Origin of the sequence: Saliniramus fredricksonii, assembly GCF_900094735.1 — a bacterium.
In the GTDB taxonomy this organism is placed as follows: domain Bacteria; phylum Pseudomonadota; class Alphaproteobacteria; order Rhizobiales; family Beijerinckiaceae; genus Saliniramus; species Saliniramus fredricksonii.
Map to the genome: position 1 here is coordinate 1,064,075 of NZ_FMBM01000001.1, position 22,026 is coordinate 1,086,100.

The window sequence follows — 22,026 nt, forward strand, 5'->3', positions numbered from 1 at the left end:
CCGTCCCGCTCGCCTGTGGACGAAAGCGGCCGCGATCGCGCATCAAAGAGGGGCCGCGTCGGTGTGACGCGGCCCCCAAGTTCAAGGTATCGAAGTCCAGGGTATCGAACCAGTGAGGCGTTTTCGATCAGCGGAACAGCGAGAGGATGTTCTGGCTGTTGCCATTGGCGATCGAGAGCGCCTGGATACCAAGCTGCTGTTGTGTCTGAAGGGCCTGCAGACGCGTGGATTCGGCGTTCATGTCTGCATCCACCAGCTGGCCGACGCCGCGATCGATGGAGTCCTTCAGTTCGGAGACGAAGTCCTGCTGCAGGCCAATGCGGTTCTTGATCGCGCCGAGATTGGTGGCGGCATCGGTGATGTCGGAGAGAACCGCATCGACGAGGCCCACGGCCACTTCCATATCCGCCGAGAAGTCGCCATCGGCGGCGGCCGCATTGACGTCGATATCCACCAGGCTGGTACCCGTCACCGAAGCGCCGGCGAAGGTGAAGGTCCCCGAGCGATCCTCATCGAGAATGCCGGCATTGGCGCCACCGGTATCGACAAGCTGCGTCCCCGTGATCTCGACGGTCGTCGTCTCAAGGCTCACGGCACCCGTAGCGGTGCGTGTGAACGAGCTGACGATCTCGCGATCGGCGGCAGCGCCCGCATCGGTGGAGTCGAATTGCAGCCAGTTCTCGCCGTTGAACACGGCCGAGGCGGCGATGTTCTGCAACTGGTTCTGCAATTCGTCGATCTCGCCCTGGATCTTGCCGCGATCGACGCCGGGCTGCGCGGCGGCGGTGACCTTGGCCTTGATTTCGGAGACGACATCAACCGTCGAATTGAGGGCGGTATACATCACATCCACGGTCGCGGCGCCGAGGCCGAGGGCGTCCTGGACGGCGCCGAGTGCCTTGTTGTCCGAGCGCATGGTGGTTGCAATCGACCAATAGGCGGCGTTGTCGGCGGCATCGGACACACGGTAACCGGTCGAGATCCGGTTCTGCGTGGTATCCATCTGTTTGTTGGTGCCCGACAGCGTCTGGAGGGCGGTCATTGCGGCGGAGTTGGTGAGAAGGCTAGACATGGTAAGTCCCTTTCAAGAAATGCAGAGCGAAGGGACATGCCGGGTTTTCACCGGTATGGCGGGAGCGGCGTCATGCCTTTGAGCCGGTCTTCATGCTGCGGCCCAACCCGTCATGGGAAAGAGATTGCCAGCCGAAGCTTGCGCGAAGCTTAAAAGTCGTCGCGCAATTCGACGGGTCGGTCGATTTCGCGCCCTTCGGCACGCGCCGGCGAGCGTATCACCTTGACGAGCAAGGCTTACGGGCAGGGGCCGGTCTCGAGGAACTCGATCGACGTCATCGTGCCCGCCAGCGCGAAATCGCCGAAATCCATCGTCAGATCGGTGGTGACCCCGTTCTCGTGCAGATCGAAACCGGCCACATAGCCCGGCATACCATCGCCAGCTTCGCCGCGATCGAAATAGCTCAGGGTGACGCGCCAGCGCTGGGTCCGGGTGAGCCGGGAAAATGCGCTGCCCTCATCGGGGCCGAGCGGGGCGCCGATCACGGCGAGGGTGTCGTGAATGTCGTCGCCTTCATCGCCACCGTCGAACAATGCTGATTCGAGGATCGCCTCACCGCCTTGCGCGGCATCGAGGATCGCGATGATGTGCTGCGCTGGGAAGGCGGGCGCCTCCGCATGCATGACCTCGTCGCTGCGCGGCTCCTCGAGCAGGATCCGCAGCCCGCCATCGATGATTTCCGCCTCGCCCTGCGTGCGCATCGTCGGCATGCCGTCGAGCAGGGTGCGGGTGTGGAAGCTGAACGCGCCCGCCTCGCCATCCTCGAAGGTCGTGACGTTGGTGTCGAGGGTCATCGCGCCGGCCTCGCCGATCAGCGTGGTAAGCTGGCGCACATTCGTGGTGTAGCCCTCGCAGGCGCTGCCGACGAATTCATAGACGATCCGCCCCTCGGCATCGATCACGTCGCCGCCACCGCGCAGGAGGCTCAGATCATAAACCGCCCGGTGCGAGGCGAGGGCGACAGCCTCCTGCGGCGCCGACCAGGCTCCCGAGGGGGCGACAAGCGCGCCGCCGAGCATTGCGGCGGCGATTGCGATCCGGGCGGAGCGCGAGAGCAGGGGGGATGACCCGCGTGACGGCAGGGAAACGGACATGCGCAAACAACCTTCGATTCGACGCGCCGACTGTAAGCGGCGTGCGGGTGCGGCGCAAACACCATCGTATCGCGCAGCGCTTTCTCCTCTCTTGCTCTGCCCTCTTGCTCTCGCGCCCGCGATCCGCCACAAGCGCAGATCAGGCGGGACGCTGTTCCGCAGCGGAGAGCCAGAGCAACGGGAGCGCATCATGAGCAACGCCACGCAGGGCCGGATCGAGGCCCGACTCGCCGAAATCGGCATCAGCCTGCCTACACCCGCCGCACCGGTCGCGAATTACGTGCCCTTCGTGCGCAGCGGCAATCTGGTGATCATTTCCGGCCAGATCTGCCTGGGCCCCGACGGCAAGATCGCGCCTGCGCATCAGGGCAAGCTCGGCGATGTCGTGGACGAGACCGCCGGACGCGCGGCGGCGCGGGCCTGCGCGATCAATCTGCTGGCGCAGCTGCGCGCCGCGATCGGCGATCTCGACGCGGTGACCCGCGTCGTGCGCCTTGGCGGCTTCATCAATTGCGTGCCCGATTACGGCGCGGTCGCCCAGGTCATGAACGGCGCCTCGGATCTGATGGTTGAGGCCTTCGGCGATGTCGGGCGCCATGCCCGCTCCACCATCGGCGTCGCGCAACTGCCGCTTGATGCCGCCGTCGAGGTCGAGGGCATGTTCGAGGTGCGCTGAGCGCCGCCATCCGGGGAGACAATCATGACATCCAAGCTCGAGCGCCTGCGCGAGATGACCGTGGTCGTGGCCGATACCGGCGACATCGCGGCGGTGCGCCGCCTGAACCCGCAGGATTGCACCACCAATCCGACACTGCTTCTGAAAGCCGCCGGCGATCCCGCCTCCGCGCCGCTGGTCGACGAGGCGATCGCCTGGGGACGGAGCCTGTCGGGGCCGATCGAGGCGCGGGCAGAAGCGGTCTGCGACCGGCTGGCCGTCTCCTTCGGCGCGGAGCTCGCCGGGATCGTGCCGGGCCGGGTCTCGACGGAGGTCGATGCCGATCTCTCCTTCGACACGCAGGCCACGCTCGCCAAGGCCCGCGCCATCATTGCCGCCTATGAGGCGCGCGGCATCGGACGCGAGCGCATCCTGATCAAGATCGCCGCGACCTGGGAGGGCATCCGCGCTGCCGAGATCCTCCAGAAGGAGGGAATCGACTGCAATCTCACGCTGCTCTTCTCGCTGGTCCAGGCGGTGGCCTGCGCCGATGCAGGCGTCTTCCTGATCTCGCCCTTCGTCGGGCGTATTCTCGACTGGCACAAGGCGCGCGGCGGCGGGCCCTATACGCCCGATGACGATCCCGGTGTGGTCTCGGTGCGGGCCATCTACGCCTATTACAAGGCGCATGGCATCGACACGGTGGTGATGGGCGCCTCCTTCCGCAATGCCGGCGAGATCGAGGCGCTGGCCGGTTGCGACCGGCTGACCATCTCCCCCGCCCTGCTCGACGAACTCGCCGCCGATGAAGGCGATCTGCCCCGGCGCCTGTCGCCTGACACGATTGCCGAGGCCCCGGCCCGGCTCGCGCTGGACGAGCCGCATTTCCGCTATCTCCTGAACGCGGATGCGATGGCCACCGAGAAACTCGCCGAGGGCATCCGTGCTTTCGTCAAGGATCTGCACGCCCTGCGCGCCCTGGTGACGGAGCGCCTCGCCGGCTGATGTCGCGGACCGGCCCCGCAGATTCCGCGCTTGCGCAGGATCAATGCGCGGAGCGCCGCCCCGTGATCATGTGTCGCTCTCGAGCCCGGCCCCCGCGGGCTGATCCCGGACATGCGACATGCGGGGGAAAGACGATGAGCGATCAACTGACGCGGCGGGTCGTGGCGCACCGCGATTATCTCGACGACATGCTGCGCAGCCTCGGCTACGCCATGACCGATCTCGACGGCACACCGGCGCTGCCCGTGGCCTGCGGCGATTGCGGGCAGAGCCGTGATTGTGGCACCTGGCGCGATGCGCGCGTGGCGGATAGGGTCATGCGCCGGTCCGGTGTGACCGATTGCGCGGATGTTCCGGCATCGGTCTGGCCGCGTTTCTGCCCGAACCGCGATGCCGGGGAGGGCCGCGTAAGCCCCCTTCCGGTTCAGCGTTGCAGCACGTAGGTTCCCGGCGCATCGCAAAGTGGCGGATAGCCATTCTCCGGAGCGCCGGTCGCGGGTGGCGTAACGGGTTCTGCGGAACGCGCGGCAAGCCATTCCGCCCAGGCCGGCCACCACGAGCCCTGCCGGACCGGCACCTGCTCCATCCAGCTCTGCGCATCAACGAAGGGCGCATCGTGCTCGGTGGTATGGATGCGGTAATGACGGCGCGGATGGTCGGGACGCGAGACGATCCCGGCATTATGGCCGCCATTGGTGAGAATGAAGGTCGTCTGCGTTTCGGTCAGGCGCTGGAACTTGTAGACCGAGGACCAGGGTGCGACATGATCCGTCTCGGTGCCGACGCCGATCACCGGGATGCGCAGATCATTGAGTGCGACCGGGCGCCCGTCCACCTCGTAACGCCCGTGCGCGAGCCGGTTCTCGAGGAAGAGCCAGCGCAGATATTGCGCATGCATGGCATAGGGCATGCGCGTCGCATCGGCATTCCAGGCCATCAGCGCATTGGGGCTGACCCGCTCGCCCAGCAGATAATCACGCACCATCCGCGTCCAGAACAGGTCGTTTGAGCGCAGCATGGTGAAGGCACCGGCCATCTGGCTGGAATCGAGATAACCCTGGCGCCACATCATGTCCTCGAGCAGCGCCACCTGCCCCTCGGTGATGAACAGGCTCAGTTCGCCCGCTTCGGTGAAATCGGTCTGGGCGGCGAAGAGCGAGAGTGAGGCGAGGCGTTCATCCCCGTCCCGCGCCATCGCGGCGGCGGCGATCGCCATCAGCGTGCCGCCCAGACAATAGCCCGCCGCATGCACGCGCTCGGCCCCCGTGATCGCGGTGATCGCGTCGAGCGCCGCGCGCGGGCCGAGATCGAGGTAATCCGCCATGCCGCAATCGCGATCATCAGCATCGGGGTTGCGCCAGGACAGCATGAACACGCTAAAGCCCTGATCGACGAGATGACGCACCAGTGATTCCTGGGGCGTCAGGTCGAGAATGTAGTATTTCATGATCCAGGCCGGGACGATCATCACCGGCTCTGGATGCACCTTCTCCGTTGTCGGCGTGTACTGGATCAGCTCCATCAGCCGGTTGCGCGCCACCACCTTGCCCGGTGTCGTGGCCATGGTCTCGCCGACACGGAAATCACCGGCCTCCGGCGCCACATCCGCCTTTGCCTGCACCGCGCGCGTCGCATCCTCGATGGCATGCAGGGCGCCCTCGACGAAATTCGAGCCGCCGGTCTCGCGGGTGCGGGCGAGTACTTCCGGGTTGAACGGCACGAAATTCGACGGCGCGACCGCGTCGAGCATCTGCCTGACCATGAAGCTCAGCATGGCTTCGTTCTGCGGCGCCACACCGCGCGTCTGCGTCGTCGCCACGCGCCACCAATCCTCACTGGCGAGGAAACTGTCGCGCATCAGGCGAAACGGCGCATCGTCCCAGGACGGCGCAGCGAAGCGGCGGTCGGTGCCGGTCGCGGTTTCCGGCTGCATGCCGAGGGCGAGGCGGGATGCGTCACGCCATGCCTTGTCGACCAGATCGGCCTGTTTTCCGGGCGAAAGCGCGAAATGCAGGGCCCAATCCGTCCAGGCATTGATCAGCGCCGTCGGCGCGATCCCGCCCGTTGCCTGTGCAATCCCGGCGCCGGCCATCCGGTCCAGGATCTGTGCGCGTTCTGCGTTCTTCTGAAAATTGACCATGTGTTGCCTCTTCCCGCAGCATCCTGCTGCCGTTCATGCCTTCAAAGCATGGTTTCACGACGCTTTTGCGTCATCGGCGCCGCCGGAATGCGAGTCAGGCAAGATCGACGCCACTTTCGTTGTCGCCCGGGCGCCATGACGGGAGAGCCCGAGCCGCCGGTTCGAGGCCGACCGCGCGCGCAACGCCAACGGTCGCTCTGCCGGGGAAAGCGACCGGTTCGTCATGTCGGGGGCGATATGCCGTCAGATGTCGAGATTGGCCACGGTGAGCGCGTTGTCCTGGATGAATTCGCGGCGCGGCTCGACCACGTCGCCCATCAGCTTGACGAAGAGATCATCGGCATCGGCGACGTCCTTGACCTTCACCTGCAGCAGCGAGCGCGCATCGCGATCAAGCGTCGTCTCCCAGAGCTGATCCGGGTTCATCTCGCCCAGACCCTTGTAACGCTGCAGATTGACGCCACGCGCACCGAAACTGGTGGCGGCCTCGAACAGGGCCATCGGGCCGTAGATCGCCTTGGCATCGCCCTTGCGCACGAGCTTCGCCGGCTGGCCGTAGACTTCCTGCAGGGTGGTGGCGAATTCGTCGATCCGCTTGGCTTCCTGCGATTCCAGCAGTGCGGCATCCAGCACCTGGGCTTCGGTCACGCCCCGCACCATGCGGGTGAAGACGTAGCCGCCATTCTCGATGCGCCCCTGCCAGCCGCGCTCGGTCTCTTCCGAGAGGATGTCGAGGCGCCGCGCGACATATTCCGCCGCCTGGGGCCCGCGCTCGGGATCGTCGACGATGTCGGCGCGCAGAACACCCGCGATCGCCGCCTGCTCGACGACGAAATGCGAATAGCGCGAATGCAGGGCGCGGATGGTGTTGCGCACGATGCGCGCCTCCTCGACCAGCTTCACCAGCTGCTGGCCCTGGAAGGAGGTGCCGCTGGCGAGATCGAGGCTGGCTTCGACGGTGCCGAGATCGATCAGGTAATCCTCGAGCGCGCGCTCGTCCTTGACGTAGATCGCGTTCTTGCCACGCGAGACCTTGTAGAGCGGCGGCTGGGCGATGTAGAGGTGCCCGCGCTCGATCAGTTCCGGCATCTGGCGGAAGAAGAAGGTCAGGAGCAGGGTCCGGATATGGGCGCCGTCGACATCGGCATCCGTCATGATGATGATCTTGTGGTAGCGCAGCTTGTCCGGATTGAATTCCTCGCGCCCGATGCCGGTGCCCAGCGCCGTGATCAGCGTGCCGATCTCCTGGGATGAGAGCATTTTATCAAAACGCGCACGCTCGACATTGAGGATCTTGCCCTTGAGCGGCAGCACCGCCTGGTATTCGCGTGCGCGGCCCTGCTTGGCCGAGCCGCCTGCCGAATCACCCTCGACGATGAAGAGCTCGGATTTGGCCGGGTCGCGCTCCTGGCAATCGGCGAGCTTGCCGGGCAGGGAGGCGATGTCGAGCGCGCCCTTGCGCCGGGTGAGCTCGCGGGCCTTGCGTGCCGCCTCGCGGGCGGCGGCGGCCTCGACGATCTTGCCGATGATGATCCGCGCTTCCTGCGGATTGAGCTCCAGCCAGTCGCGCAGGGCTTCGTTGACGCCATTCTCCACAGCCGGGCGCACTTCCGAGGAAACCAGCTTGTCCTTGGTCTGGGAGGAGAATTTCGGATCCGGCACCTTCACCGAGACCACCGCAGTGAGCCCCTCGCGGCAATCGTCGCCGGTGAGGGAGACCTTTTCCTTTCTGGTCAGACCCGAACTCTCGGCATAGCTTGTCATCTGGCGCGTCAGCGCGCCGCGGAAACCCGCCAGATGGGTGCCGCCGTCGCGCTGGGGAATGTTGTTGGTAAAGCAGAGCACGTTTTCGTGGTAGCTGTCGTTCCACCAAAGCGCGACCTCGACGCCGATCCCGTCGCGCTCGGCGCGCAGCATCAGGGGCTCCGACACGAGCGGCTGCTTGGCCCGGTCGAGATAGCGCACGAATTCGACGACGCCGCCCTCATACATCATGTCCTCACGCTTCTTTTCCGCGTGGCGGTTATCGGTGAGGATGATGTGGACGCCGGAATTCAGGAAGGCGAGTTCGCGCAGGCGGTGCTCCAGCGTGTCGTAATCGTATTCCGTCATGGTGAAGGTTTCGGGGCTGGCCAGGAAGGTGAGTTCCGTCCCGCGCTTGCCCTCGGAATCCCCGACCACGACGAGCGGCGAGACCGGCACGCCGTGGCGGAATTCGACGAAATGCTCCTTGCCGTTGCGCCAGATGCGCAGTTTGAGCCAGGTGGAGAGCGCATTCACCACCGACACGCCCACCCCGTGCAGGCCGCCGGAGACCTTGTAGCTGTTCTGGTCGAACTTGCCGCCCGCATGCAGCTGGGTCATGATCACCTCGGCCGCCGAGATGCCCTCACCCTTGTGAATGTCGGTGGGGATGCCGCGCCCGTTATCGTTGACCGTGACCGAACCATCGGCATTGAGGATGACGTTGACCTCCGTGGCGTGGCCCGCCAGCGCCTCGTCGATGGCGTTGTCCACCACCTCGTAGACCATGTGATGCAGGCCCGAACCGTCATCGGTGTCGCCGATATACATGCCCGGACGTTTGCGGACCGCGTCGAGCCCCTTGAGGACCTTGATCGATTCCGCGCCATAGGCGTCGTCATTGGGTGATACTGCTGGTTCAGCCATCAATCTTTCCCTGGGAAGCATCCGCGCAACTGCGCTGCCCGGCGGGCGCTTCGTCTGATTCGCTTACGCTCAATCTAATCATGGATCACGACTTTTTCACGGTCTCAAGCCCTGACGAACCATGCTCGGAGCGCAGGTTCAACAGCTTTCTTTCACCGAAGCGTCATTCCATCCCCTCGCAATGCGCCCCGGCGCCCCCGGCGCGGCCTCGCGCCCCCTCGACCGGCCCGGCGCGAGCGCGTATAGCTGTCCCGAGGGCCGGTCACGGCGCAGGCGGAGAATCGCGATGAAGGATCTGATGGGTTTGATGAAGCAGGCACAGGCCATGCAGGAACGCATGCAGTCGATGCAGGCGGAGATGGACGAGATCGAGGTCGAGGGCCAGGCCGGCGGCGGCGCGGTCAAGGTGACGATGAGCGCCAAGGGCATGATGCGCGGCGTTTCCATCGATGCCAGCCTGATGAATGCCGACGAGAAGGAAATCGTCGAGGATCTCGTCGTCGCCGCCGTCAACGATGCCCGGGCCAAGGGCGAGCGTCAGGTGCAGGAGCGCATGGCCGAGATCACCGAGGGCCTGCCGCTGCCTCCGGGCATGAAGCTGTTCTGAGGCACGCGCCAACGCCATGCCGAAAGCCTCTGCCGGGCCCGAAATCGAGCGCCTGATCCAGCTGCTCGCGCGCCTTCCCGGGCTCGGGCCCCGCTCGGCCCGGCGCGCGGCGCTGCATCTGGTCAAGAAGCGCGAGCAATTGCTGACCCCGCTCGCGGACGCCACGCGGGCGGCGGCGGAACGGATCGTCACCTGCTCGGTCTGCGGCAATATCGATACCAGCGACCCCTGTGCCATCTGCGCCGATGGTGAGCGCGATGGGCGTATCATCGTGGTGGTAGAGGATGTCGCCGATCTTTGGGCGCTCGAGCGCGCCGGCATCCTGAATGCGCGCTATCACGTGCTCGGCGGCGTGCTCTCGCCCCTGGACGGAATCGGCCCGGAAGAGCTCAGCATTGCCGGCCTCGTCGCGCGTGCATCCGAGCCGGGCGTCGAGGAGATCATCATCGCCCTCAACGCCACCGTCGACGGGCAGACCACGGCGCATTATCTCACCGATTCCCTGCGCCACCTGCCGGTGAAGATCACCCGGCTCGCCCACGGAGTGCCCGTGGGCGGCGAGCTCGATTATCTCGACGAGGGCACGCTCGGGGCGGCCTTGCGCGCCCGTACCGCCTTTTAGAGAGCCCCGGGCATGCATTCGCGCCCCGGGGCGTCATGCCTGATCAGGAACCCGCAGCACCGTCGAGCAGGGTCACGGCGCGGCGGTTCTGGGCCCAGCACCCCGGTTCGGCGCAGGCGACGACGGGGCGCTCCTTGCCGTAGGAGACCACGCGCATGCGATCGGCATCGACGCCGCGCGAGGCCAGATAATCGCGCACGGTCTGGGCGCGGCGGGCGCCGAGGGCGAAATTGTACTCGCGGGTGCCACGCTCGTCCGCATGACCCTCGATCAGGAAGGTATAGCGCGGATAGCGGTTGAGCCATTCCGCTTGCTGGTTCAGCGTGGCGATGGCGCTGGCATTCAGATCGGTCGAATCCGTGTCGAAGAAGACGCGATCACCGACATTGACGGTGAAATCCTGCGTCGAGCCGGGCGTGCCCGCCCCGCCCGCACCGAACCCGCCGGCGCCGGCGATATCCTCCGCACCGCGCGCACAGGCGGCGAGTGTCAGACCGAGGGCAAAGAGCGCGGCGATACGCAGGCCGCGCGACAGGGTGATGGAAGCAAACATGACGAGACCGACTCCTTGACGCAGGTCCGATGGGGCGTCGCGGCTGTTGTAGCGTGAAGACGTTAAGCGAAGATTTCATCAACCTTGATGAAGTGTTTCCCGCAAGCGTTGCGGCAGTCACTTTGTCGTGAAACCGCAATAGCATGGCTTTCGCTCGGCTTTGCGGCAAAAGCGCGACGGTTTCCGGACCGGCATCGGGCGGGGGCGGGGCGAAGTTCCGGCAGGGGCTCTTCCGCCTCCCTGCAGCAGCATGCCGGCGCCCTGTCAGGCGGCGTCGACGCCCAGACCCTGCAAGCGCGCGAGGGCGGCATCGAGGGTCGCATCGCGTTTGGCAAAGCAGAAGCGCACGACATTGCGCACCGCGCCCTCGGCATAGAAGGCCGAGACGGGAATCGCCGCCACACCGTATTCGCTGACCAGCTGCCGGCAGAAGGCGACGTCGTCTTCCCCGCCGATATCGATATTGAGGAAGTAGGTGCCCTGTGCCGGGATCACGCGATAGCCGAGCCGCTCCAGCCCGGCGGCGAAGAAGTCGCGCGAGCGTTGCAAGTCGCGGCGCAGCCCATGGAAGAATCCGTCTTCCTTCGATAATCCGTAAGCCACCGCCTCCTGCAGGTTGGGGGGCGTGGTGAAGGTGAGAAACTGGTGGGCTTTCGCCAGCACCTTGAGGATCTCGGGCTGGGCGCAGACGAAACCGACCTTCCAGCCGGTGAGGCTGAAGATCTTGCCGGCAGAGCCGATCTTGACGGTGCGATCACGCATGCCCGGACGCGCGATCAGCGGCAGATGCTGCAATCCGTCGAAGACGATATGCTCCCAGACCTCGTCGCACAGGGCGATCGCGTCGAAAGCGACGCAATAGCGCGCCAGCAGATCGAGCTGCGCGGCGGGAAACACGGTGCCCGTCGGATTGAGCGGGTTGTTGAACAGCACGACCTTCGTTTTTTCCGAGAAGACCGCGGCGAGCGCTTCCTCGGTGATGGCGAAATGCGGTGGCTGCAGGGTGACGAAGCGCGGTACACCACCGGCGCGGCGCACCAGCGGCAGATAGGCGTCATACATCGGCTCGAACAGAACCACTTCGTCGCCCGGTTCGATCAGCGCCATCAGCGCCCCGGCCAGAGCCTCGGTGGCGCCGGAGGTGACCATCACTTCGTTCTGCGGATCGAGATCGAGGCCCTGCCAATGCTTGTAATGCGCCGCGATGGCCTCGCGCAGGACGGGCAGGCCGAGCATGGGCGGATACTGGTTCCAGCCCTCGATCACGGCTTTTGCCGCGCGCTCGCGCACATCCTGCGGGCCCGGATCATCGGGAAAGCCCTGGCCGAGATTGACCGCATCGGTCTCGCGGGCGACGCGCGACATTTCCTCGAAGATCGTCGTCGGCATGCCGGAGAGAACCGAATTCATGCGTGGCTGGACCATGGCCTCGTTCCTTCATTCAAACGCCGGGTCCGTTATATCGAACGCATCGCCTCCATGCCAAGTGGAAATTCTCGTCGGATGGAAATTCTTATCGCCGTGAAATACTCACCCGGAGTCCCGCCACCGACGCCAATGCAGGCTCGCGCCCGTCACAAACTCGCCGATCCCACCGTCATGCCGCCGCAGACATAGAGCACCTGCCCGGTGATGAAGCCGGAGCGGGCATCAAGCAGGTAGCTCGCCGCATGCGCGATATCCTCCGGCTCGCCGACACGGCGCACCGGCACCGCGTCGATGATCGCCTGGGTGCGCGGATCACCGGGCGGGTTGGCGCGCTCGAACAGTTCCGTGCGGATCGGGCCGGGGCCGATCGCGTTGGCGGTGATGCCGTGCGGGCCGAGCTCCAGCGCCCAGGTCTTGGCCATGCCGACCAGGCCGGCCTTGGTCGCGGCATAGGCGGTGCGCAGTTCCTTGCCGAGCGCCGCGCGCGACGCGATGTTGACGATGCGCCCGAACCCTGCGGCCTTCATCCCCGGCAAGAGCGCCTGCGCGCATTGCATGGCACAGCGCAGATTCAGCTGCACCGTGGCATCGAGATCGGCGAAGGTCTGCTCTTCCAGCGTCGCGGGGCGCACCACGCCGACATTGTTGACGAGCCGGGTGATGGAGCCGCCCGATAATGCTTTCTCGATCGCCTGCGCCGTCGCCTCCGGATCGGACAGGTCGGCCTGGATGTCCCCGCCGACGCGATCGATGACGATCGGCTCGTATCCGTCCTCGCGCGCCCGCTTTGCGCAGGCCGCGCCGATGCCTGAGGCGCCGCCCGTGATCAGAATCCGTTCCATATTACCGTCCTCCCGCTGGATTTTTCGCAAGCAGGATAGACGCTCACAAGCCGGGGTCACCGCGCGCGCTGAGACAGGCCGCATGCGTGCTATCCCCATCCGCAGGCCGTGGATCGGTCGATCACGGGCCTGCGACCGGTTTTCGCGTTTGCGGCACCGGTTTTCGTGCGCGCGGCGTTGACTCGCGCCCCGGCCATGCTAATCACCCCGCACGCCTTGCAGCGCCGCGATTTGCAGCGCCGCGATCTGCGAGGATCAGGCGGCAGCACCGGATGCGCCGCGCCACGCGAGCAAAACGGATAGCGAACCAGTGACCGACCAGACCTCTTCGACGCCCGTCTCCCATTCGCAGATGGCCAATGCCGTGCGCGCTCTTGCCATGGATGCCGTCGAGAAAGCCAGATCCGGCCATCCCGGGCTGCCCATGGGCGCTGCGGATATTGCCACCGTGCTGTTTGCCGAGCATCTGAAATATGATGTCGCCGATCCCGCCTGGCCCGATCGCGACCGTTTCGTGCTCTCTGCCGGCCACGGCTCGATGCTGCTCTACGCGCTGTTGCATCTGACCGGCGTGAAGGGCGTAACCATCGACGAGCTGAAGAATTTCCGCCAGCTGCATTCGCTGACGCCGGGGCACCCGGAGAATTTCGTCACTCCGGGTGTCGAGACCACGACCGGCCCGCTCGGGCAGGGCATTGCCACCGCCGTCGGCATGGCCTTGGCCGAGCGCATGCTCGCCGCCGAATACGGCGCCGATCTCGTCGATCACCACACCTTCGTGCTGGCTTCCGATGGCGATCTGATGGAAGGGGTGAGCCAGGAATCGATCGCGCTCGCCGGCCATCTCAGGCTGAATCGGCTGATCGTGCTCTTCGATGATAACGGCATCTCCATCGACGGGCCGCTCTCGCTCGCCGATTCCACCGACCAGATCAAGCGCGTCGAGGCTTCCGGCTGGCGCGGTATCCGCGTCGACGGGCATGATCCGGAGGCGATTTCGCAGGCCATCGCGGAGGCGAAGACCTCCGACCGCCCGGTCCTGATCGCCTGCAAGACCACGATCGGCTACGGCGCCCCCAACCGCGCCGGCACCTCCAAGGCCCATGGCGAGCCGCTCGGCGCCGAGGAGATGGAGGGCGCGAAGAAGGCGCTCGACTGGCCGCACGCACCGTTCGAGATCCCGCAGGAGATCAAGCAGGCCTGGGAAGCAGCCGGGCGCCGCGGCGCACAGGCCCGCGCCGACTGGCAGGCCCGGATCGGCAAGCTGGAATCGTCTGCGCGCGCCGAATTCGAGCGTCGCCTGAAGGGCACGGTTCCCGCCGGTCTCGCCGGTGCGGTCACCGCGCTCAAGGACAAGCTCGCCGCCGAGCCGGCCAAGGTAGCGACCCGCAAGGCCAGCGAGATGGCGCTGGAAGCGATCACCCCGGTCATGCCGGAACTGACGCTGGGCTCCGCCGATCTGACGCCGTCGAACAATACGAAGACCAAGGCCGCCGTGCCGGTGAAGCCCGGTGATTTCGCCGGTCGCTATATCCACTACGGCATTCGCGAGCACGGCATGGCTGCGGCGATGAACGGCATCGCCCTGCATGGCGGGCTGCGTCCCGCCGGCGCGACCTTCTTCGTCTTCACCGATTACGCCCGCCCGGCGATCCGCATCGCAGCGCTTTCCGGGCTGCCTTCGGTCTTCATCATGACGCATGACTCCATCGGTCTGGGCGAGGACGGGCCGACGCACCAGCCGGTCGAGCATCTCTCCGCCTTCCGCGGCATGCCCAATATCAGCGTGTTCCGCCCCTGCGACGCGATCGAGACGGCGGAATGCTGGCAGCTCGCGCTGGAGCGCACGGACGGGCCGAGCATTCTGGCGCTCACCCGTCAGGGTCTCTCCCAATCGCGTGAGACGGGCGGGGCGGATAATCTGTGCGCTTTCGGGGCCTACGAGATCGCGCCGGCGAAGGGCGAGGCACAGGCGAGCCTGTTCGCTTCCGGTTCCGAGGTCGAGATCGCCTTGCAGGCAAAGGCGGTTCTGGATGAACGCGGAACGCCGACGCGCGTTGTCTCGGTGCCTTCGCTTGATCTCTTCCTGGCGCAGCCCGAAGAGGTGCGCGCACGCATCATCGGCAAGGCGCCGGTGCGGGCGGCGGTGGAAGCGGGTGTGCGGTTCGGCTGGGATGCCGTGATCGGGGAAGACGGCATCTTCGTCGGCATGGCGAGCTTCGGTGCGAGCGCGCCCTACAAGGATCTCTACCAGCATTTCGGCATCACGCCGGAGAAGCTGGCGGATGCGGTGACGGCGCGCCACAACGGCTGAGGGCCGGTTGAGCGCAAAGCGGTTGAGACAGATTTGACAGGGAGATTGACGTCATGACGGTTAAGGTCGCCATTAACGGCTTCGGGCGCATCGGGCGCAACATCCTGCGCGCCATTGCCGAGAGCGGGCGTACGGATATCAAGGTCGTCGCCATCAACGATCTCGGCCCGGTCGAGACCAATGCGCATCTCCTGCGCTATGATTCGGTGCATGGCCGCTATCCCGGCGAGGTCAAGGTCGATGGCGACACCATCGATGTCGGCTCCGGCCCGATCAAGGTGACGGCGGTGCGCAATCCCGCCGAATTGCCGCACAAGGAACTCGGCGTCGACATCGCACTCGAATGCACCGGCATCTTCACTGCCCGCGACAAGGCGGCGGCGCATCTGGAAGCGGGCGCGAAGCGCGTGATCGTCTCCGCGCCGGCATCGGGGGCGGATCTGACGCTGGTCTATGGCGTCAACCACGACAAGCTGACGAAGGATCACCTCGTCATCTCGAACGCATCCTGCACCACCAACTGCCTCGCGCCGGTGGCCAAGGTGCTCAATGATGCGGTGGGGATCGAGCATGGTTTCATGACCACGATCCATTCCTATACCAACGACCAGCCCTCCCTCGACCAGATGCACAAGGATCTCTATCGCGGACGCGCTGCGGCGGTCTCGATGATCCCGACCTCGACGGGCGCGGCCAAGGCGGTCGGGCTGGTCCTGCCGGAACTCGACGGCAAGCTCGACGGAGCTGCAATCCGCGTGCCGACGCCGAATGTCTCGGTGGTCGATCTGAAATTCGTCGCCGCGCGCGAGACCACGATCGACGAGATCAACGACGCGATCAGGCAGGCCGCAGACGGCCCGATGAAGGGCGTGCTCGGTTACACGCTCGAGCCCAACGTCTCCATCGATTTCAACCATGATCCGCATTCCTCGGTCTTCCACATGGATCAGACCAAGGTGACGGGCGGCAAGCTGGTGCGCGTCGTTTCCTGGTACGATAACGAATGGGGCTTCTCCAACCGTATGGCCGATACCGCCGTGCTGATGGGCAAGACCCTCTGAAGCCGTGAACGTGCCGGGCGGCCTGCAGGTCGCCCGGAAGCCTGCGCCGGCCCGCTTCCCTTTTCCGCTGATAGTTCCGGAGCCCTGTTGATGAGCGATTTCAAGACCCTCGACGACGTCTCGTTTCAGGGCAAGCGCGTATTGCTGCGCGTCGATCTCAACGTGCCCATGGAGAAAGGCCGCGTCACCGACAAGACGCGGATCGAACGTGTCGCATCCACCATTCGCGAGATTGCCGGCAAGGGCGGGCGTGTGGTGCTGCTGGCGCATTTCGGACGTCCCAAGGGGAAGAAGGTCGAGAGCGAGAGCCTCGCCCCGGTCGCGGACGCAGTGGGCAAGGTGCTCGACCGCAAGGTCGCCTTCGCCGACGATTGCATCGGCGAGGCGGCCAGGGCCGCCGTCGATGCGCTGGATGACGGCGAGATCGTGCTTCTGGAGAACACCCGTTTTCACGAAGGCGAGGAAAACAACGACCCGGACTTCGCCAAGGCACTGGCTGCAAACGGCGATCTTTACGTCAATGACGCCTTCTCGGCGGCCCATCGCGCCCATGCCTCGACGGAGGGTCTCGCCCATCTGCTTCCGGCCTATGCGGGCCGCGCCATGCAGAAGGAGCTCGAAGCCCTGACCAGGGGGCTCGAAAAGCCGACGCGTCCCGTCTGCGCCATTGTCGGCGGCGCCAAGGTCTCCACCAAGATCGACCTTCTGGAAAATCTCGTCGGTCGGGTCGACAAGCTCGTGATCGGCGGCGGCATGGCCAATACTTTCCTGCATGCCAACGGCGTCGCCGTCGGCAAGTCGCTGGCCGAACGCGATCTGGCCGAGACCGCGCAAAAGATCCTGGCGCGGGCGAAGGAGACCGGCTGCGAGGTCATCCTGCCCGTCGATGCCGTGGTCGCAAAGGAATTCAAGGCGGGTGCCGCCAGCAATGTCCATATGATCGACACCATTCCGGAAGACGGCATGATTCTCGATCTCGGCCCCGCCTCGGTGGAGCGGGTCAAGGCGGCGATGAGCGATTCGCGCACCATCGTCTGGAACGGGCCGCTCGGTGCGTTCGAGATCAAGCCGTTCGACAAGGGGACCGTGGATGCCGCGCGCTATGCCGCAAGGCGCACCGAGGCGAAGGCGATCATCACCGTCGCGGGCGGCGGCGATACGGTTGCCGCGCTCAACCATGCCGGTGTGGCCGATGATTTTACCTATGTCTCGACGGCCGGCGGTGCCTTCCTCGAATGGCTGGAAGGCAAGGTGCTCCCCGGTGTCGCGGCCTTGCGCAAGAGTTGATGCCGGTTCCCGGCGCTGTTTTCGCTATTTGAGGGGATGAAACGTGATGAATCTGGATCAACTGACCGATATCGCCGAAAAGATGGTCGCCCCCGGCAAGGGCATTCTCGCCGCTGACGAGAGCTCGGGCACGATCAAGAAGCGCTTCGACGCGATCAAGGTGGAATCCACGGAAGAAACCCGCCGCGACTACCGCGAAATGCTTTTTCGCACCGAATCGGCGATGAAGGAGAACATTTCCGGCGTCATCCTCTATGACGAGACCATCCGCCAGAAGGCCGCCGACGGCACGCCGCTGGTCAGGCTGATCGAGGCGGCGGGCTCGATCCCGGGCATCAAGGTCGATGCCGGCGCCAAGCCGCTCCCCGCTTGCCCCGGCGAGACCGTGACGGAGGGCCTCGACGGTCTGCGTGAGCGGCTGAAGGATTATCATGAACTCGGCGCCCGCTTCGCCAAATGGCGTGCGGTGATCGACATCGCCGACGGCATCCCGACCTGGACCTGCGTCAAGACCAACGCCCATGCGCTGGCGCGCTATGCGGCGCTCTGCCAGGAGGCGAATATCGTCCCGATCGTCGAGCCGGAAGTGCTGATGGATGGTGATCACGACATCCAGCGTTGCGCTGATGTCACCGAATGGGTGCTCAAGACGGTCTATGAGGAGCTCTACGAGCAGCGTGTCGTGCTCGAAGGCACCATTCTCAAGCCGAACATGATCGTGCCGGGCAAGAAGAGCGCGAAGCAGGTTTCAGTCGAGGAGGTGGCCGAGCGCACCATCATGGTGCTGGAGCGCTGCGTCCCCGTCGCGGTGCCGGGCATCGCCTTCCTCTCCGGCGGCCAGTCCGACGAGCAGGCCACGGCGCATCTCGATGCCATGAACAGGATCGGCGGCTTCCCCTGGAACATGACCTTCTCCTATGGCCGCGCCCTCCAGGCCGCGCCGCAGAAGGCCTGGTCCGGCAAGAAGGAGAATATCCCCGCCGCACAGAAGGCCTTTGCGCATCGCGCCAGGATGAACGGGCTGGCCTCGCTCGGCGAATGGAGCAAGGATCTCGAGAGCGCCTGATCACGCGGCGTGCCGAGCCTGCGGGCAGGGCCGGCGCGGATCTTGACAACGCGAGCCACTTGTCGTAGCCACGGCGCTTCAGCAAGACTTGCACGTTTTGCATGCGCCGTGCGCCGCTTCGGTGGTGCGCATTCATGATAGCCGGAAACTGCAAAGAAGCCGGTCCCGACGGTCGCAAGCCGCCGGAGAGCCGGATCGAACACGAGGAAAAAAACGATGTTCGCAGTGATCAAGACCGGCGGCAAGCAGTACCGCGTCGCCGCCGATGATGTGATTACGGTCGAGCGCCTTCCCGCCGCTGCGGGCGAGAGCGTCACGATCACCGATGTGCTGATGCTGGCCAATGGCGACGACGTGAAGGTCGGTGCGCCCACGGTCGAAGGTGCTTCCGTCGTGGCCGAGGTGGTCGAGCTGACCCGCGGCCCGAAGGTCATTGCCTTCAAGAAGCGTCGCCGCCAGAATTCGAAGCGCAAGCGCGGTCACCGCCAGGACCTGATCACCCTGCGCATCACCGAGATCCTCGCCGACGGGGCCAAGCCCTCGGGCAAGAAGGCGACGGCGAAGAAGACTGCCGCGAAGAAAGCCCCCGCCGAGGCCGAGGTTTCCGGGGATGCCGCCGCTGAAGAGAAATCCGCGTAAGACGCGACCGTCACCGGGCGTCACACGCAAGTAGCATTGAGGGGAGTAGACCCATGGCACACAAAAAGGCAGGCGGCTCGTCCCGTAACGGTCGCGATTCCGAAGGCCGCCGTCTCGGCGTGAAGAAATTCGGCAACGAGCGCGTCGCGGCCGGCAATATCATCATTCGCCAGCGGGGCACGAAGGTGCATCCGGGGGTGAATGTCGGCCTCGGCAAGGATCATACGATCTTCGCGCTTTGTGAAGGGCGCGTGCAGTTCGGCAAGAAACTCGGCCGATCGATCGTATCCGTAGTACCGGCCCAGGAGGCCGCAGAGTAAACCGGCGAGAGCGAAGTCCGACGAAGGAGCTCCCGCCGGGTCCCACACCCCCCGGCGGTCGAGAAGCTCCAGATGCGGCACAATGCCTCGCCAGAGAGCTCCGACAGACCCCGGGGGAGGTGGAACGCCACCTCCCTTTCGTCGTTTTCAAGCGGCTTCCCCGGCCAATCCGGAATCCGCGAGATCGGAGCTGAATGCATGTTCCCCGACCTGACCCGTGATGACGTCTTTCGTCTCGAGACCGCCCGCCTCTGGCTGCGCTGGCCGCGCCATGGTGACGCCCGAGCCGTAGAGGATCTCGCCGCGGCCAAAGAGGTCGCGGACATGATGACCAAGCTGCCGCGTGCCTATCCGCATGGCGGCGCCGACGGTTTCATCCTTTCCGCGCGCCATGCCAACATGGAAGGCGCGGGGTTGATGCTCGCCATCGCACCGAAGGCGCGCCAGACCATGCCGATCGGGGTGATCGGGGTGTTTCCCGACCGGGATCCGGACGAACCGGAGCTCGCCTTCTGGATCGGTCGTCCCTATTGGGGTGAGGGCTTCATGACCGAAGCCGTCGAAGCGATGCGCGATGCCGCCTTCCGTTTCGCGGATACGCGGGTGCTGAAGGCGCGCGCCGCCCTCGACAACCCCGCCTCCCGGCGGGTTCTGGCCAAGTCCGGCTTCGAGCAGGCTCCCGGCGACGGCGCCGACACTTTCCGGATGACGCGGGCGCAATGGCGGCAGGAGGCGCAGGCGCAGCAGGAAAAGCCGCTGCGCGCGTCGCAATCGCTCCTTCGGGGCTTGACGGCGCGCGCGGGCACTGAAAACGATCTGCCGCAAGCGGCGGAATAAGCACAACGGCGCAAGCCACCCTCCACCGCCCCGGCTCGTCCGGGGCGGTTTGCATAGTGAAGACGAAGACGATGAAATTTCTCGACCAGGCCAAGATATTCATCCGTTCCGGCGATGGCGGGGCGGGCTGTGTCTCGTTCCGCCGCGAGAAATACATCGAGTTCGGCGGTCCTGACGGCGGCGATGGCGGGCGCGGCGGCGATGTCTGGGCCGAATGCGTCGAGGGGCTCAACACCCTGATCGACTATCGCTACCAGCAGCATTTCAAGGCGCAGAAGGGCGTGCACGGCATGGGCCGCAACCGCACCGGCGCCTCGGGTGAGGATGTGGTGCTCAAGCTGCCGGCCGGCACGCAGATCCTCGACGAGGACGGTGAGACGGTGATCGCCGATCTCACGGAGATCGGCCAGCGCATCCGGCTCGCACGTGGCGGCAATGGCGGTTTCGGCAACGCGCATTTCGTCTCCTCGACCAACCGCGCCCCGCGCCGGGCCAATTCCGGTCAGGATGGCGAGGAGCGCTGGATCTGGCTGCGGCTCAAGCTGATCGCCGATGCGGGGCTGGTGGGCCTGCCCAATGCCGGCAAATCGACTTTCCTCGCCACCGTCACGGCGGCGAAGCCGAAGATCGCGGATTACCCCTTCACCACCCTGCATCCCGGGCTCGGCGTGGTGCGGATCGACGGGCGTGAATTCGTGCTCGCCGATATTCCCGGTCTGATCGAGGGCGCGCATGAGGGCGTGGGGCTGGGCGACCGCTTCCTCGCCCATGTCGAGCGCTGCCGGGTGATCCTGCATCTCGTTGAGGGCACCAGCGAGCATGCCGGCAAGGCGTATAAGACCGTGCGCGAAGAGATCGAGGCCTATGAGCACGGGCTCGCCGACAAGCCCGAGATCGTGGCTCTGTCGAAGACCGATGCGCTCGACCCGGATACCTTGAAGAAGCAGCGCGACCGCCTGCGCCGCGCCTGCGGCAAGACCCCGTTGCTGCTCTCCTCGGCGACCGGGACCGGTGTCACGGAGGCCTTGCGGGCCTTGTCCGGCACCATCGAGGAAACCCGTGGCGACGCGATCCGCTCGGAAAAGGAGGCGACCTGGTCGCCGGTCTGAGAGCACCGCCCGCATCTCCATCACGCAGACATCCTGAGGGAAATTTCATGGCCCGCAAGCTCTCTGGAACCATCATCATCGCCACCCACAATGCCGGCAAGCTGCGCGAGATGCGCGAATTGCTTGCGCCTTTCGGGATCGAGGCGACATCGGCGGGGGAGCGCGGACTGCCGGTACCGGATGAGACCGGGCACATGTTTTCCGAAAATGCCGCCATCAAGGCGCATGCCGCAGCCCAGGCGACGGGGCTGCCGGCGCTGTCCGACGATTCCGGCCTGTGCGTCGCCGCGCTCGATTGCGCGCCGGGCCTTTTCTCTGCCGATTGGGCGGTCAACAAGGATTTCGCCCCGGCCATGGAGAAGGTCGAGCGCGAATTGCAAAAGCGCGGCGCGACGGCGCCCGAACAGCGGCGCGCGTACTTCGTCTCCGCCCTCGTCGTCGCCTGGCCCGACGGGCACGAGGAGATCTTCGAGGGGCGGGTGCATGGCGCAGTCATCTGGCCGCCGCGCGGCGAGAAAGGTTTCGGCTATGATCCCATGTTCGTGCCGGACGGGTCCGCGCGCTCGTTCGGCGAGATGAGCGCGCAGGAAAAGCACGGAATCGACTGGCTGGCCGCGCCCGACAACGCGCTCTCGCACCGCGCCCGCGCCTTCGTCGCGCTGGCCCGCGCCTGCCTGGAGCCGCGCTGAACCGCGCAAAAGCTGC

21 protein-coding genes are annotated in these 22,026 nt (G+C 65.6%); 14 read left to right on the top strand and 7 right to left on the bottom strand.

From position 1 onward, the window contains the following. Nucleotides 1-127: 127 nt before the first annotated feature. Nucleotides 128-1,072 carry a flagellin N-terminal helical domain-containing protein gene (locus GA0071312_RS04875; RefSeq protein ID WP_074443812.1) on the bottom strand — a complete coding sequence of 315 codons (945 nt, stop codon included), beginning with the start codon at nucleotides 1,070-1,072 and terminating at the stop codon, nucleotides 128-130. A 236-nt stretch (nucleotides 1,073-1,308) separates the two neighbouring features. Beyond that, entirely contained in the window at nucleotides 1,309-2,166 is an 858-nt protein-coding gene (locus GA0071312_RS04880; RefSeq protein WP_074443813.1) for an EipB family protein, read from the bottom strand. 190 nt (nucleotides 2,167-2,356) lie between these two features. Here GA0071312_RS04880 and GA0071312_RS04885 point away from each other — a divergent pair, with 190 nt between their 5' ends. The 3 genes from GA0071312_RS04885 to GA0071312_RS04895 all read left to right on the top strand — a co-directional run bounded on the left by GA0071312_RS04885 (nucleotide 2,357) and on the right by GA0071312_RS04895 (nucleotide 4,269). After that, on the top strand, nucleotides 2,357-2,842 hold the full coding sequence (locus GA0071312_RS04885; protein WP_074443814.1) for a RidA family protein: 486 nt from the start codon (nucleotides 2,357-2,359) through the stop codon (nucleotides 2,840-2,842). 24 nt (nucleotides 2,843-2,866) lie between these two features. Further along, entirely contained in the window at nucleotides 2,867-3,826 is a 960-nt protein-coding gene (gene tal, locus GA0071312_RS04890; protein WP_074443815.1) for a transaldolase, read from the top strand. 134 nt (nucleotides 3,827-3,960) lie between these two features. Further along, nucleotides 3,961-4,269, top strand: a complete 309-nt coding sequence (locus tag GA0071312_RS04895; RefSeq protein ID WP_074443816.1) for a hypothetical protein — start codon at nucleotides 3,961-3,963, stop codon at nucleotides 4,267-4,269. Here GA0071312_RS04895 and GA0071312_RS04900 read toward each other — a convergent pair. Both GA0071312_RS04900 and gyrB read right to left on the bottom strand, forming a co-directional pair. Then, nucleotides 4,251-5,966 carry a PHA/PHB synthase family protein gene (locus GA0071312_RS04900; RefSeq protein ID WP_074443817.1) on the bottom strand — a complete coding sequence of 572 codons (1,716 nt, stop codon included), beginning with the start codon at nucleotides 5,964-5,966 and terminating at the stop codon, nucleotides 4,251-4,253. The two genes, GA0071312_RS04895 and GA0071312_RS04900, sit on opposite strands and share 19 nt — an antisense overlap. A 243-nt stretch (nucleotides 5,967-6,209) precedes the next feature. After that, nucleotides 6,210-8,636: a DNA topoisomerase (ATP-hydrolyzing) subunit B gene (gene gyrB / locus GA0071312_RS04905; RefSeq protein WP_074443818.1), complete on the bottom strand. Its 2,427-nt coding sequence runs from the start codon at nucleotides 8,634-8,636 to the stop codon at nucleotides 6,210-6,212. 286 nt (nucleotides 8,637-8,922) lie between these two features. Here gyrB and GA0071312_RS04910 point away from each other — a divergent pair, with 286 nt between their 5' ends. Together GA0071312_RS04910 and recR are read left to right on the top strand one after the other, a co-directional pair. Beyond that, on the top strand, nucleotides 8,923-9,243 hold the full coding sequence (locus tag GA0071312_RS04910) for a YbaB/EbfC family nucleoid-associated protein (protein ID WP_074443819.1): 321 nt from the start codon (nucleotides 8,923-8,925) through the stop codon (nucleotides 9,241-9,243). Between the two features lie 16 nt (nucleotides 9,244-9,259). Then, nucleotides 9,260-9,865: a recombination mediator RecR gene (gene recR / locus GA0071312_RS04915; RefSeq protein WP_074443820.1), complete on the top strand. Its 606-nt coding sequence runs from the start codon at nucleotides 9,260-9,262 to the stop codon at nucleotides 9,863-9,865. A gap of 43 nt (nucleotides 9,866-9,908) precedes the next feature. On the opposite strand, the gene pal is transcribed toward recR, so the two are convergent. The 3 genes from pal to GA0071312_RS04930 all read right to left on the bottom strand — a co-directional run bounded on the left by pal (nucleotide 9,909) and on the right by GA0071312_RS04930 (nucleotide 12,688). Next, a complete protein-coding gene (pal, locus tag GA0071312_RS04920; RefSeq protein WP_074443821.1) occupies nucleotides 9,909-10,418 on the bottom strand; it encodes a peptidoglycan-associated lipoprotein Pal in 510 nt (169 codons plus the stop codon). A 264-nt stretch (nucleotides 10,419-10,682) separates the two neighbouring features. Further along, nucleotides 10,683-11,843, bottom strand: a complete 1,161-nt coding sequence (locus GA0071312_RS04925; RefSeq protein WP_420819950.1) for an aminotransferase — start codon at nucleotides 11,841-11,843, stop codon at nucleotides 10,683-10,685. Between the two features lie 149 nt (nucleotides 11,844-11,992). Beyond that, complete coding sequence (locus GA0071312_RS04930; protein ID WP_074443823.1) at nucleotides 11,993-12,688, bottom strand: SDR family oxidoreductase; 696 nt, start codon at nucleotides 12,686-12,688, stop codon at nucleotides 11,993-11,995. A 352-nt stretch (nucleotides 12,689-13,040) separates the two neighbouring features. On the opposite strand from GA0071312_RS04930, the gene tkt reads away from it, so the two are divergent. The 9 genes from tkt (at nucleotide 13,041) to GA0071312_RS04975 (ending at nucleotide 22,010) form a co-directional block, all read left to right on the top strand. Then, nucleotides 13,041-15,002, top strand: a complete 1,962-nt coding sequence (gene tkt / locus GA0071312_RS04935) for a transketolase (protein WP_108721801.1) — start codon at nucleotides 13,041-13,043, stop codon at nucleotides 15,000-15,002. A 53-nt stretch (nucleotides 15,003-15,055) separates the two neighbouring features. Then, nucleotides 15,056-16,063 (top strand): type I glyceraldehyde-3-phosphate dehydrogenase, encoded by a 1,008-nt coding sequence (gene gap, locus GA0071312_RS04940; RefSeq protein WP_074443825.1) that lies wholly within the window; start codon nucleotides 15,056-15,058, stop codon nucleotides 16,061-16,063. Nucleotides 16,064-16,153: 90 nt separating this feature from the next. Then, entirely contained in the window at nucleotides 16,154-17,350 is a 1,197-nt protein-coding gene (locus GA0071312_RS04945; protein ID WP_074443826.1) for a phosphoglycerate kinase, read from the top strand. A gap of 46 nt (nucleotides 17,351-17,396) precedes the next feature. Continuing rightward, entirely contained in the window at nucleotides 17,397-18,416 is a 1,020-nt protein-coding gene (locus GA0071312_RS04950; protein ID WP_074443827.1) for a class I fructose-bisphosphate aldolase, read from the top strand. A 216-nt stretch (nucleotides 18,417-18,632) separates the two neighbouring features. After that, on the top strand, nucleotides 18,633-19,055 hold the full coding sequence (gene rplU, locus GA0071312_RS04955; RefSeq protein WP_074443828.1) for a 50S ribosomal protein L21: 423 nt from the start codon (nucleotides 18,633-18,635) through the stop codon (nucleotides 19,053-19,055). 53 nt (nucleotides 19,056-19,108) lie between these two features. Continuing rightward, nucleotides 19,109-19,375, top strand: coding sequence for a 50S ribosomal protein L27 (rpmA, locus tag GA0071312_RS04960; protein WP_074443829.1), 267 nt, complete (start codon nucleotides 19,109-19,111; stop codon nucleotides 19,373-19,375). A gap of 198 nt (nucleotides 19,376-19,573) precedes the next feature. Beyond that, nucleotides 19,574-20,212, top strand: a complete 639-nt coding sequence (locus GA0071312_RS04965) for a GNAT family N-acetyltransferase (RefSeq protein WP_074443830.1) — start codon at nucleotides 19,574-19,576, stop codon at nucleotides 20,210-20,212. 71 nt (nucleotides 20,213-20,283) lie between these two features. After that, nucleotides 20,284-21,321 carry a GTPase ObgE gene (gene obgE / locus GA0071312_RS04970; RefSeq protein WP_074443831.1) on the top strand — a complete coding sequence of 346 codons (1,038 nt, stop codon included), beginning with the start codon at nucleotides 20,284-20,286 and terminating at the stop codon, nucleotides 21,319-21,321. A gap of 47 nt (nucleotides 21,322-21,368) precedes the next feature. Then, entirely contained in the window at nucleotides 21,369-22,010 is a 642-nt protein-coding gene (locus tag GA0071312_RS04975; protein ID WP_074443832.1) for a non-canonical purine NTP pyrophosphatase, read from the top strand. Nucleotides 22,011-22,026: the final 16 nt, after the last annotated feature.